This window comes from Streptomyces spiramyceticus (assembly GCF_028807635.1).
Lineage (GTDB): Bacteria > Actinomycetota > Actinomycetes > Streptomycetales > Streptomycetaceae > Streptomyces > Streptomyces spiramyceticus.
Genome location: NZ_JARBAX010000001.1, coordinates 1684716 through 1696367, shown reverse-complemented (window position 1 = coordinate 1696367; position 11652 = coordinate 1684716). Strand labels below are relative to the sequence as shown.

Sequence of the window (11652 nt, the reverse complement as noted above, 5' to 3'; positions counted from 1 at the left end):
GAACTGAGTTCCGTGCCGGCGATTGGAAACTCAGGTCTTGCAGGTTCCCCGGAGCGTTGGGCAAGCCTGGTTCGCTCTGTCCATGCGTTGCTGACGGGCTGAGCAGGTCACCGGATCCGCTCGGTCCATCAGTAACGCGAGTCCAGTGCAGCCTTCCGCTTGAAAAGCTGGCTGCCCCTGGACTCCGACTTGTTGCCAGCACGATAACGCACCCACAGGTCTCGTTCGGCGGATTCAAGAACGCGAGCCGACGCCTCGGGGCAGGGCCGAGCCCTCTTGGCTAGTGCGATCATGGTTTCCGGGCGCGGGGGCGCACCCGAGCTGTGGAGGACCCCCGCCGTGGGACGCCCCGACAAGGCCAAGCGTGCGGCGATCGCACGCCGCCGCTCGGACGCCATCGACCTGCGCCTCGCCGGCGTGGACTGGCTGACCATCGCGCGCAAGCTGGCCGCCGACCCCGCGATCAACTCCGATGGCGTCGCCTACCCCCAGGGCTATGGCATCGAGCGGTACCAGAAGGGCCAAGAGCCGCCCACAGACGAGGCGTTGATTCACGCCGCCTGTCGTGACGTCCGCAAGGCCCTCGACGAGCGGCGCACCGAGTTGAACGCCGACGTCGACGAAATGCGACAGCTGGAGGCCGATCGTCTGGATCGGCTGTTCTTCGTCGCGTACAAGAAGGCCGTCCGCGACCAGGACCTCACCGCCATCGACCGGACGCTTCGCATCATGGAGCGCAGGGCGCGGCTCCTCGGCCTCGACAAGCCGACCAAGGCCGAGCTGTCCGGGCCGGGCGGGGGGCCCGTCCACGTTGAGCACGCCACGGCGGACGAGCTCGATGCGCTGATCGCGCTCACAGCCCCGGACGCGCCCTAATGCCCGCCCGCGATCACAGCGAACTCCTGGCCCACTACCGGACGCTGCCCGCAGCTCAGCGCCGCGCCATCGCCGCCGAGGCTTCACCCGAGCTGCGGGGCCAGCTTGTGCGCGTTGAGAAGCAGATAGCCATGGACCGGTCGCCGGGTGCGCTCGCGGCCGTGCTCACCGGCGGCCGCGAGATGCAGGCCCCGCACCTCGACCTGATCGACCAAGCGTTCATCGACATGGCGGAGGGGCGAGCCGATCGCGTCATGCTCACCATGCCCCCGCGGCATGGCAAAAGCCGACGGGCCAGCCGCTGGGCACCGCTCTGGTACCTGCGGCGCAACCCAGGCCATCGCATGATGATCGCCTCCTACTCCTCCGACCTGGCCGACGACCACGGCCGGTGGATCAGAGACGCCCTCATCACCTGGGGCGACGAGCTGAGCATCCACCTCAAGCCCGGAAGCAGCGCCGCCAACCGCTTCGACATCGACGGCGGCGAAGGCGGACTCCTCGCAGCAGGCATCGGCGGCGGCCTCACCGGACGCGGCGCGCACATCGCCATCGTCGACGACCCAGTAAAGGACATGGCCGACGCCGACTCCCCGACCATGCGCAAACGCGCCTGGGACTGGTGGACCTCCGTCCTGCAGACCCGACTCGAACCAGAGGGAGCGATCTGCCTCATCCAGACCCGCTGGCACGAAGACGACCTCGCCGGACGCATCCTCGCCACCGAACGCGACGCCTGGCGAGTCATCGACTTGCCAGCCCTCGCCGACTCCCCAGACGACCCCCTCGGCCGAGCCGCCGGCGAACCGCTTTGGCCCGAACGCTTCGACACGGCCCACCACGCCAAGACCCGCAAGCGCGTCGGCGAACGCGTATGGGGCGCGCTCTACATGCAAAAGCCCCGCCCGCCGGAGGGCGGCGTATGGCAGCGCGCATGGATCGACAGCGCCCGCATCAACGCCGTCCAGTTCTCCGGCCTCGACATGGCCCGCATCGTCGTCGCCGTCGACCCCGCCGGCGGAGAGTCCACCGTCGGTGACGAAACCGGCATCATCGGCGTCGGCCGCGACTTCGACCGCCATCTTTACCTGCTCGCCGACCGCTCCGGCTCCATGGGCGCCAACGACTGGGGCCTCGCCGCTTGCCGTCTTGCGCTGGAGCTCAAAGCCGACGCCATCGTGGTCGAGAAGAATTACGGCGGAGACATGGCCCGCCAGGTCATTACTCAGGCATGGGAGCAACTGCGCCGCGACGGGATCACCCGCGGCTTGCTCATGCCCATGGTCCTCGAGGTAACCGCCAAGGTCGGCAAGCGCCTTCGCGCTGCACCCGTCGCTCAGCTCTACGAACAGCAGCTCGTCCATCACGTCGGCGACTACACCGAGCTCGAAGACCAGATGGTTACCTGGGTCGAAGGCATGGACAGCCCCGACCGCATGGACGCCGCTGTACACGGCCTGACGGAACTCGCCGACCCCGACCAGCTGGATACCCTGCCCGCCAGCACTCACGACGATCGGTTCGACGGCAGACGGTGACCACTTAGATGTCATCTAAGTGGTCACCTCGCGCGACCTTCTGCGCTACCTTCAAAACTGTGCCGTGAGCGCCTTCGGTTTTCATGGCCAGGGCGAGAATGCGACGCCCAACGATGAGTGTGGCGTCGGGCCACCGGCGAACCGGCAGCCCGACTGAGACGCAGAGGACCCTCGCCGTAGGAAGCAGGTCCTGCTGTGTCGCCGGGAGACGGTCGGTTGGCTAGCGGTCAATGAGCCAGATCAAGATCTGGACAAAGGCCCACAGAGTCAGCCGACCGTACTTCCCATCACTGGGCGGATCGGGACGACGTCGCTTCCCCGTTCCTCGTAACACCGAACTCTCCTCACTTTCACGGCACCTTCTCTCGGCAAACGGTGCCTGTGTACAACCTGCCGAGAAGGCGAGGGAGTTCGGTGTACCCAGCTGTTCACACTACGAGAGACGCCCTCGTGCTGTCGGGGAGTTGTGGATATCCACCGCCCTGTGGACGGGCGTTGCCGAAACGGCCCGATCAAGAAACGGTCCGGCCCGCACGCTGTTAGCCTCCCGATCATGGGGACCAGGGGGAAATGGCCAGTCGCGCTGTGCGCGACCGCACTGCTGGTGACGAGCCTGAGCGGCTGTGCCAAGCCAGCGCCGTCGCCGACCTTCGAGGAGAAGCGCGACGCGCACTATGCCCACCTGAAAGAGGCTGGGCAACTGGGGAGTCGCGAGGCGTTGTCTATCCAGCGGCAGAAGATCTCGTACGGCATTCCGCGCTCCTCATCGACACCGACCGAGGACGAGTGCAAGACGCGGTGGTCCGATCTCGGGCTGAAGGAGGAGACGCCCGGAGCTCAGGACACCTTCATCAGCATCTGCTCGACCTTCCCTACGCCAGGCACCCCCGGCTACGCGGACGCCGTAGCGGAGGCCGAGATGCCCGAGCCCTAGGGCCTGTCCGACGGATCTTGTCGGCCGCCTGTGTGCAGGATGGGGCAGCTGGGCGAAAACAAGGTGCGCTGGGCAAGGTGATGTCGGCAGGATGCCCGGCGTGACTGAGCTGCCGAGCAATGCCGTCCCAGCCCCTGCCGTCCTTGATGCTTTCGGTGTGAAGGGGTCGGCTGTCCCGCTGGTCGGTGGGCAGGGCCGAAGCGTTCTCATCGGCGGGTTTGTATTCAAGCCTGCTGAGGGCCCTGACAACGAGGTCGAGTGGGCGGCTTCTTTGTTCGAGGAGCTGGCGTCATGCAGTGGCTTCCGCGTTCCGCTGCCGCTGCGGGCCGCCGACGGGCGAAGCGTCGTGGACGGCTGGACTGCCAGTGAGTTCCTGACCGGTCAACCTGGCCCGCAGGGGCACTGGACCGGTGTGCTCAGCGCCGGCCGCGCCTTCCACACCGCTCTGCGAGAGTTGCCGCGGCCCGACTTCCTTGACCGGCAGGTACATCCCTGGGCAGTGGCCGACCGAGTCGCGTGGGGCGAGCAGGCCATCGACGTAATTGACGACCTCGCCACACCGTTCTCGACCCTGCTGGAGCTGAGGCGCCCGGTGAAGCAGGACGCAGCTCAACTCATCCACGGCGATCTCACGGGCAATGTGCTGTTCGCTGTGGATCAAGCGCCGGTTGTGATCGACTTTTCCCCATACTGGCGGCCCCCGGTATTTGCCGAGGCCATCGTGGTTGCAGACGGCCTGTTGTGGTTCGACCTCCCGTCTGACCTGTTGACGGCTGGCAGCGGTCACCCTGACTGGCTGCAAATGCTGGTCCGTGCACTGATCTTCAGGCTCGTCGCGCATAGCGAGAGCGCAGGACCACTGGGGCGGGCCCAGTTGGGCGAGCCGGATCGCTATGTAAGGGCAGCCGACGTTGTGGTGCGGAAGCTGGCGACGTTCTAGAACGCGTCCGAACGGCGGATCATGGGCGGAGCCAGAGTCTGATCGAGGCGAGGGTGACGGTGCCGTGGAAGATGTAGGCGCGCTTGTCGAATCTCGTGGCCACGGCCCGGGAGTTCTTCAGTGCGTTGATCGTTCGCTCAACTTCGTTCCTGCGCTTGTAGATCGTCTTGTCGAAGCCGGCGGGCCGACCACCCCTGCTGCCTCTGCGCTGGCGGTTGGCCCGCTGGTTCTTCGGTTCGGGGATTGTGTGCTTGATCTGGCGTCGTCGCAGGTAGCGACGATTGCGGAGGGAGGAATACGCCTTGTCTCCGCCGAGATGGTCAGGCCGAGTCCGGGGACGCCCACCGTCCAGCCGGGCGACACGGACACGCTCCATGACCGGGATGAACTGCGGGGCGTCGCCCCACTGGCCCGGAGTGATCAGCAGGGCCAGTGGGCGGCGCCCGCCCTCACCCGCGAGATGGATCTTGCAGGTCAGGCCGCCCCGGGAGCGTCCGAGTCCCTCGTCGGGGCGGTGCTGCCGGGGCGCGCGTCTTTTCCCAGTAGCCGCGGAGGCTTCTTGCGTGCTCCGGCGGCGTGTTGGTGGGCCCGGCAGGAGGTGGAGTCCACGCTTACCATCGACCAGTTGATGCGGCCTTCCGCGTCAGCATCGGCCAGGACAGCCGCGAAGAGCCTGTCCCACGTGCCATCCGCTGACCAGCGCCGATGCCGCTCGTACACGGTCTTCCACTTGCCGAAACGCGCAGGCAGATCCCGCCACGGCACCCCGGTCCGGTTCCGGTACAGGATCCCGTTGATGATCCTGCGATGGCTGCCCCAACGCCCCCCACGCTGCCCGGACTTCGGCAGATGCAGCTTCAGCCTGGCCCACTCTTTGCCTGTGAGATCTCCCCGCCCCATGGGCATGCCAACGAGCCAAGACCGTGATGGTCACAAGATCCGTCGGACAGGCCCTAGCCGCTCAGCTCTCGTACTCCTTGGCCCTCGTGGAGATCCGCCCGGCGAGTTCTTCCGCGATGGGGTCGAGTTCGGGGTGTGTGCCAGCGACCAGGGCGAGGAGGGCGTAGACGGCTGCCGACTCACCTTTGGTGAGTACCGCCAGGCGCGGTCCGGGCCGGTCGAGTTCAGCGCGGAGTTCGGCCACCTGCGCTGCCGTGTCCTGCGGGTCAGAGTCGGGGGTGGCGGTGCGGCCATTGATGGAGACGTTCGTGCCGTCGGACGCGAAGTCGAGGTTCGCGAAGTCACCGCCCTGGATGGTGACGCCGTGGTGGACGCCGCCGCTGATGCTGTTGGTAAGCCTGGTCATGGTGAATCGTTCCTCCGCGTTGCCGTCCATCGGCGGTCGGTTGCGCAACGGCCGAGCCCTGCCGCACGCTGCATTACAGCCGGTGGCCTGAACTCTACGTATGCCAACGTCTGTTGGGGAGGTGAATGTCGAGAGTCGGGGCGCGGACTCCCAGGTCGAAGCTGGCCCTACGCAGCGACGAGCCCCCTGTCTCCGGAGAGGCAGAGGGCTCGGTTCGGAAGGCTATACGTCGAACTCTCCCTCGCGAGCGCCGAGGGCAAATGCTTTCCACTCGGCCGCGTTGTTCCGAAGGACCGGGGTCAGAGCGCGTCGTTCCGGACGCCGTTGACGAAGTTCTGCCAGATGTCCGCGTCGAAGACGAGGGCGCCTCGTCCACGATCCTTCGTGTCTCGTACGGCCTGGCGGCCGGTGCGGAGCTTGCCACGCTCGACGCATCCGTTGTCTGTGCCGCTGTGGCTGCTCTTGTGCCAGAACGCGCCTTCCAGTTCTCGCAGGTCGGTCACTGGCTCTCCTTCGTCTCGTCGTCAGTGGTGCGTCTCGACATCGAACTCGCCGTCGCGAACGCCGAGGGTGAATGCTTTCCACTCAGCCGCCGTGTAACGGAGCGGTGGGTCCTCCGGGCATGCAGAGTTCCGCATGGCCACGGCACCTTCGGGCAGGTGTGCGATCTCAACGCGGTCGTGCGGATCGCTCCCAGGCGCACCTACCCACTCGACTTCGCTCAGGTCGAGCGCGTAGAGAGCGTCCTTCCCGCTGGTATCGGTGCTCACCTCAGACGGCGCCGATCTGCACGGCTGAGACGAACTCCTGCCACTGGGCTTCACCGAACACATGGGCGCCCAGAGCGGGGAACGCACTATCCCGGACGCCGACGCGACGGTCCGCAGTCATCTGCTTCTCGACGCATTGCCCCCCGTTGTCGCTGCTGTAGGAGGACTTGTGCCACTTGTCCTCGGGGAGGTCGTGCCGCATCATCTGGTGCCTGCCTCAAGTTTTGTTCAGATCTCGCGCCGTTTGCGAGATCAGATCCATGGATTGTCGTGACGGTAGAGCTGAAGCTCGGAGTTGGTCAAAAGCTAGCTGGTACCGCTCGACAGGACCATCCTCCTCCAGATAAAGAGACCCGTCGAGGTACCCGAGGCTGACCACGTCCAGATCCATGGGGTCGGGGTAACTGAAGATGCTGAAGGCGCCGTCGAGGCCCGCATGCCAGCCTTGCCCGAACGGAATGACCTGAATCGAGAGCCTCGGGGGGTTGTTCAGTTCGATCAGCTTCTGGAGCTGGGCGGCCATGGTCTTGGGCCCTCCAACCGTGCGGCGTAGTACCGCCTCGTCCAGGAGGCAGACGACCTGCGGAGCGTTCTCGCGCAGTATTTCCTGTCGGCCCATCCGTACGGAGACATACGACTCGATTTGCTCGTCGGAGGCGGTCTTCTCCACTCCCCGGATGGATTCCTCGGCGTACTCGCGCGTCTGGAGGAGGCCAGGGACAAGGAGCGGCTGGAAGAGAAGGATGCGGACCGCGTCTGACTCGATGCTCAACTGCTCCTGGAACATCTCGGGAAGGATGTCGCTGTACTGGGCCCACCAGCTCTTGCGGCGGCCTTCCCGAGCCATCGTGATCAGAGCGGTCCGGAGCTTCTGGTCCTCGACGCCGTAAAGGTCGGCCAGGGCTTAGACCTCCAGTTTGCTGACCCCTTGGCGGCCGTTCTCCTGTCGGGAGATCTTGGACTTGTCTCCGCCGATGCGCTCGGCGGCCTGTTCCATCTTGATGCCGGCGGCTTCTCGCAGCCGCTTGAGCTCACCGCCGAGCCTGCGGCGCCGCACGGTCGGTCGTGGATGGCTTGGCAACTTGGCTCCCTTTACAGACGTGTTGGGCACCAGTGTGGCGTACACAGCCCCTCCAATGAAGGTCATATGCCAGGGTGCTAGACCAACTTCATGCGAATCTGCAACTTTGTAGCTCGAACAGGTTGCGGACCCAACATAGGCGGGTCCACCCTGTTGTACGTTACAGATGGCGCTTGGGGGGTCACAGAGCGTCGGCCCGTTCGCTATGCGCCGATCAGGGCGCTGGAGGAGCCATGACCGTCATGGCAGAAGCAGGCACGCAGCAGTACCGACAAGAACTCGCCGTTGACCCCCAGGGCTTCGCGCGCATCCGACGGATCGTCGGCGCGTACCTGCGGTACTGGGGCCGGGATGAATTAGTCCCGCCCGCCGCGATGTGCGTAACGGAGCTGCTCACCAATGTGCACAGGCACGCGGGCTCCGCTGCCTGCGTCCTTGTCCTCCAGACCTCGTCCTCCGGTGTGCGCATCGTCGTCAGCGACGAAAGCCCGGCCCTCCCCGTCGTTCGTGAGCCGGACTGGTTCGCCGAGAGCGGGCGCGGCATGTTCCTGCTCAGCAGCACAGTCGATGCCTGGGGAGCTGACCCAACGCGCGAAGGCAAGGACGTGTGGATCGAGTTCCGTGCCGCTACCGAGGGGACCGCCGCATGAGCACCGCGCCGCCCCTCCGCGCCGGGCACGCTGACTCAAGCCTGAGCACCACGGCGAGAGTCATGTACAGGCTGCACGACGCCTTCCTCAACGACGAGGACCTGGACGACGACCTCGACGTGATCCTCGGTGCCGCTGCCGGGCCCACGGGGCTGAGTGGCACCAGGCGGCAGAAGCCGCCGCGCCGCGGAGTGCTGGTTCGACTCGTGAGCATCGTTCGAGGGCGACCTGATGAACTCCCCAACGACGAGGTCCCCGACGCGCTCCGTCGTGCCGAGCGCATGAGCCGAATGCTGGACCGGCTCGTAAACATCGCCTGCTGGCGTACGAGCGGATACCCAGACGCTGAGATGACCACTGTGATCAACCGCGCTTACAGCCTTCGAGGTCGGCAAAGAGCTGAAGACTTCGTCGCTGACCGTGCGCACTTACGACTTCTGGCCCTGACGACTCTGGATCTTCTGGAGATGCTCACCGCCGAAGACGACGAACCGCCTGCGGCGTTCAGTGAGCCCCACCCTCAGAGCGGGTGGTCGGCATGACGCAACTGCTGCCTCGCACCTACTGGTGTCAACGCGACTATGACGGGCCCCGCCGCGAACAGCTCGAACCCCGCAACGCCACCACTCCCTACCCGGGCCGCGCCATCGACTGGATGCGCGAATCAGTCAGGGAGACCCTCCCCGAACTGGACGACCGCCCGACGTTCGTGCTCGCCTGGGCGTGGCTCGGCAACCACCAGGCCGTCGGAGCCGCCGTCCAGGAACTGCGTCAGGGAAGGCCGTACACCTTCACCGTCCCGACACCGGACGGCCGCTGGAACTGGACCGCTTATCCCATCTGCGTCCTTCCCGTCGTAGACAGCTGCTCCAACACTCTTCGGCCCAAGCGGAGGTTAGCGCCGGCTGGGGCTATCGGTGCGCCGCCGTGACGGCGATGCCGCACCGTTCGTCCCCCGCCCACGCAACGCTGCTCGGAGAACCGATGACTGTCACGACCACCGAATCCGAAGCCACCGCGAAGTCCGACGAGCCCGTCACCTCCAGCGAGACCAGGCAGTCCCGGCGTGAACAGACCGGACAAGCCGCCATCGAACTGGACCGCGCCTTGCACGCTGCTGGCCTGAAGGCGCTCTCGCCGATTCCCATGGGCAGCGAGCGGCCGGGGTACATCGGGTTGAACGACATCCACGCCAATACGGCGTTGGAGCTTGCCCGGCTGATCCGCAAGGCCATGAAGAGCGCCTTCAAGACCGCCGAGGCGCTGCGTTCCGCTTTCCGCGCTCACGGCCTCGACATGCCGGACCCGGCCGTATACGGAGGCAAGATCCATCTCGGTGACATCTCGCTGGCCACAGCGGACCGCCTCGCGTGCGTCCTGGGCGCACCGCCCCAGCGGGACTCGCCCCTGGACCTCACCGAATGGCCCGAAGGACAGCAGGTCCTCGACCGGCTGAGCAGTGCCTTCAAGGCCGCCACCCGCGGGGGCTTCCTGGATCTCTACTTCCACCCCGACTGCCTGCGCTGCAACAAGGAGGCCGAGATGACCTTGGGGGACCTCAACGTGCGGACAGCGCGCCGCTTCGTGACAGCCCTCCAGTTCGGAGCGTGACCATGACGACGAAACCGCACCGGCCAGACATCGCTCGTGATCTGCTCGCCCGTGCCGAAGCGGCACGCCAATACCGCAGCAAGTTCACCCGCGGACAGCTCAGCCAACTCGAGATCGATATGGGGCGGCACGGCGACCACTCCAACGCCTCCGTTCTGCGACGTGTCGTGGAGAAGCACGGCTGGCCCGGCCGAAGCCTGGTTGGCGAGTACGCCGCCGATGCGGCCTGGCAGATCGCCCTGCATGCGGACCAAGAGACCGACTTTCAGCGTCTGGCCCTCCGGCTCATCGCCACCGCCGTCGAGCGGGGAGAAGCAACCATCCAGCAGTGGGCGCACCTGTACGACCGGTGCTGCATCAACGCCGGGCAGCGCCAGGTCTATGGCACCCAGCACCGCTACGGGGACGCCGGCGTGGAGGTACTGCCAGTCCGAGAGCCGGAACACCTCGACGCCCGCCGCGCCAGCGTCGGCCTGCCACCCTTCGCCACCGCCCACGAAGCCGTGCGGCGACGACATGCCCGCGAACCAGAGACGGACCAGGCCGACGACAGCGAGCACCGTGACACGGGCCTCCTCGAAAGGACGGCGGCATGACGCCCACCGCGAACAGCAGCCCATCCGCAGCGGTCTGGGACGCCTGGGAAGCGGACGGCCGCAGCTACTACGTGATCAACGACACCGAGCTGATGCAGTTCACCCGCAACTTCCCCGTACGGAGTGGTGGCATCGCCGTGGACGTCGGCTGTGGCAACGGTGCCTTCAGCCGCCAGCTCCACCGCTTCGGCTACGACGTCACCGGCTTTGACTTTGCCAGCACGGCGCTGCACGCTGCCCGCCGCACCCCTCTACCGGGAGTGCGCTATCTGCACCACGATCTCAACAAGGGTGACCCTCCCGGTCTGCCAAGACACGGCATAGATCTGGTGGTGTGCCGTCTCGTCCTGCCCTTCCTCAACGAGCCGACCGCATGGATACGCCGTGTCCGCGACCTCTGGCTCCGTCCCGGCGGACAGATGTACGTGGTGATCCCAGTCATCGAAGGGGACACCACGCAACCCGGTGGGATGACGGAACGGGAGATCGCCAACCTCACTCCCGGGTGGTCGCACTCAGTGCGCTACGACGTGCGCGGACGGGTGGCGTTCCTCGCGCTGCGCTCCGCAGCCACCTAGACGGCCGCTCGGTGGGCCGGAGGTACGGGCCCGGGCCATCGAGCGGCAAGAACTGCACCTCTGGTCAACGCCGAGACGGTGACAGCGCGTTTCGGTCATCTCTGATCATGCCCGTGCCCTCGGCGCGCGCTGCCGAGAAGGATGAAAGCACCCTGTCGTGGCCCCTGGCGGAATAAGAGGCCCCGTCTGTCAGAAGGAGAGGAAAGAAGTGATGGCTACCACGTACATGCGGCGCACGATCTGGCCTCCCACCTGGCCGCGGCCACCGTGCCCGTGAGGGACCACAGCCGCGAGCCCAGGGAAGCCACCCGGCCTCCTGCCCGACGAGATGCGAGAAGGGAGGTAGCCATGAACGCCGAAGCGACGCTCCGTGAGCTGGACGGCATGTTCACGACGGTGGTCCGCACCATCGAGCCGACCGCTGTGAACCGGAACCGCAAGCCCTCCGGCACCGCCGACCAGCGCGTCAACGACGACGAGCCCTGATCTCCGCCCCTTGCGCAGGGTGCGCACAGTCCCAGCACGTTCGCAGAACAACTCATCAAGGAGGAATGGGATGAACGCCCAAGCAAAGCTCCGCGAGCTGGACGAACTGTTCACCACCTCGGCCCGCACCAGCGTGCCGACCGCCGAATCTCGGCACCGCAAGCCGTCGGGCGACGGTGACCAGCGCACCTCCGAGGACTGATCCTCTCGTCCTCAACGGGGCCCCTCGTGAGAGGGGCCCCGTCCCGTTCTCCGACACAAGGAGCGGCTGATGCTGAGCATGCGG

Annotated in this window: 19 protein-coding genes; 12 read left to right on the top strand and 7 right to left on the bottom strand. The window is 66.3% G+C overall.

Going from position 1 to position 11652, the window contains the following annotated elements:
* Positions 1-339: 339 nt before the first annotated feature.
* The 4 genes from PXH83_RS07720 (at position 340) to PXH83_RS07705 (ending at position 4288) form a co-directional block, all read left to right on the top strand.
* The gene (locus PXH83_RS07720; protein WP_274558132.1) at positions 340-876 is read left to right on the top strand and encodes a hypothetical protein; all 537 of its coding nucleotides are present in this window, start codon (positions 340-342) and stop codon (positions 874-876) included.
* Positions 876-2414 (top strand): terminase large subunit domain-containing protein, encoded by a 1539-nt coding sequence (locus tag PXH83_RS07715; protein WP_274558130.1) that lies wholly within the window; start codon positions 876-878, stop codon positions 2412-2414. The genes PXH83_RS07720 and PXH83_RS07715 overlap by 1 nt, the downstream gene beginning before the upstream one ends.
* Before the next feature lie 553 nt (positions 2415-2967).
* Positions 2968-3348 carry a hypothetical protein gene (locus PXH83_RS07710; RefSeq protein ID WP_274558128.1) on the top strand — a complete coding sequence of 127 codons (381 nt, stop codon included), beginning with the start codon at positions 2968-2970 and terminating at the stop codon, positions 3346-3348.
* A 100-nt stretch (positions 3349-3448) separates the two neighbouring features.
* On the top strand, positions 3449-4288 hold the full coding sequence (locus PXH83_RS07705) for an aminoglycoside phosphotransferase (protein ID WP_274558125.1): 840 nt from the start codon (positions 3449-3451) through the stop codon (positions 4286-4288).
* 19 nt (positions 4289-4307) lie between these two features.
* On the opposite strand, the gene PXH83_RS07700 is transcribed toward PXH83_RS07705, so the two are convergent.
* The 7 genes from PXH83_RS07700 to PXH83_RS07665 all read right to left on the bottom strand — a co-directional run bounded on the left by PXH83_RS07700 (position 4308) and on the right by PXH83_RS07665 (position 7445).
* Positions 4308-5188, bottom strand: a protein-coding gene (locus PXH83_RS07700) for an IS5 family transposase (protein ID WP_274562716.1) whose coding sequence is annotated in 2 segments (ribosomal slippage) — positions 4308-4831 and positions 4831-5188 — 882 coding nt in all. Because the reading frame shifts where the segments join, the coding sequence is not laid out codon by codon here.
* A gap of 61 nt (positions 5189-5249) precedes the next feature.
* Positions 5250-5594, bottom strand: coding sequence for a hypothetical protein (locus PXH83_RS07695; RefSeq protein ID WP_274558122.1), 345 nt, complete (start codon positions 5592-5594; stop codon positions 5250-5252).
* A 299-nt stretch (positions 5595-5893) separates the two neighbouring features.
* Positions 5894-6097: a DUF397 domain-containing protein gene (locus tag PXH83_RS07685; RefSeq protein ID WP_274558120.1), complete on the bottom strand. Its 204-nt coding sequence runs from the start codon at positions 6095-6097 to the stop codon at positions 5894-5896.
* 21 nt (positions 6098-6118) lie between these two features.
* Positions 6119-6427 (bottom strand): DUF397 domain-containing protein, encoded by a 309-nt coding sequence (locus tag PXH83_RS07680; protein ID WP_420803127.1) that lies wholly within the window; start codon positions 6425-6427, stop codon positions 6119-6121.
* On the bottom strand, positions 6366-6569 hold the full coding sequence (locus PXH83_RS07675) for a DUF397 domain-containing protein (protein ID WP_274558115.1): 204 nt from the start codon (positions 6567-6569) through the stop codon (positions 6366-6368). Before PXH83_RS07675 ends, PXH83_RS07680 begins: the two co-directional genes overlap by 62 nt.
* 12 nt (positions 6570-6581) lie before the next feature.
* Positions 6582-7151 carry a DUF5753 domain-containing protein gene (locus tag PXH83_RS07670; RefSeq protein ID WP_274558113.1) on the bottom strand — a complete coding sequence of 190 codons (570 nt, stop codon included), beginning with the start codon at positions 7149-7151 and terminating at the stop codon, positions 6582-6584.
* Positions 7152-7268: 117 nt separating this feature from the next.
* Positions 7269-7445 (bottom strand): helix-turn-helix domain-containing protein, encoded by a 177-nt coding sequence (locus PXH83_RS07665; protein WP_274558110.1) that lies wholly within the window; start codon positions 7443-7445, stop codon positions 7269-7271.
* Between the two features lie 242 nt (positions 7446-7687).
* Between PXH83_RS07665 and PXH83_RS07660 the strand changes: the two genes are divergently transcribed.
* The 8 genes from PXH83_RS07660 to PXH83_RS07625 all read left to right on the top strand — a co-directional run bounded on the left by PXH83_RS07660 (position 7688) and on the right by PXH83_RS07625 (position 11568).
* A complete protein-coding gene (locus PXH83_RS07660; RefSeq protein WP_274558108.1) occupies positions 7688-8095 on the top strand; it encodes an ATP-binding protein in 408 nt (135 codons plus the stop codon).
* Entirely contained in the window at positions 8092-8637 is a 546-nt protein-coding gene (locus tag PXH83_RS07655; protein ID WP_274558106.1) for a hypothetical protein, read from the top strand. Before PXH83_RS07660 ends, PXH83_RS07655 begins: the two co-directional genes overlap by 4 nt.
* Positions 8634-9026: a hypothetical protein gene (locus tag PXH83_RS07650; protein ID WP_274558103.1), complete on the top strand. Its 393-nt coding sequence runs from the start codon at positions 8634-8636 to the stop codon at positions 9024-9026. Before PXH83_RS07655 ends, PXH83_RS07650 begins: the two co-directional genes overlap by 4 nt.
* Positions 9027-9079: 53 nt before the next feature.
* Positions 9080-9706 (top strand): hypothetical protein, encoded by a 627-nt coding sequence (locus tag PXH83_RS07645; protein WP_274558100.1) that lies wholly within the window; start codon positions 9080-9082, stop codon positions 9704-9706.
* A gap of 2 nt (positions 9707-9708) precedes the next feature.
* On the top strand, positions 9709-10302 hold the full coding sequence (locus tag PXH83_RS07640; protein ID WP_274558099.1) for a DUF6624 domain-containing protein: 594 nt from the start codon (positions 9709-9711) through the stop codon (positions 10300-10302).
* Complete coding sequence (locus PXH83_RS07635; RefSeq protein ID WP_274558098.1) at positions 10299-10880, top strand: class I SAM-dependent methyltransferase; 582 nt, start codon at positions 10299-10301, stop codon at positions 10878-10880. The genes PXH83_RS07640 and PXH83_RS07635 overlap by 4 nt, the downstream gene beginning before the upstream one ends.
* Positions 10881-11228: 348 nt before the next feature.
* On the top strand, positions 11229-11366 hold the full coding sequence (locus PXH83_RS07630) for a hypothetical protein (protein WP_274558097.1): 138 nt from the start codon (positions 11229-11231) through the stop codon (positions 11364-11366).
* Positions 11367-11436: 70 nt separating this feature from the next.
* Positions 11437-11568, top strand: coding sequence for a hypothetical protein (locus PXH83_RS07625; protein ID WP_274558094.1), 132 nt, complete (start codon positions 11437-11439; stop codon positions 11566-11568).
* The last annotated feature ends 84 nt before the right edge of the window (positions 11569-11652 follow it).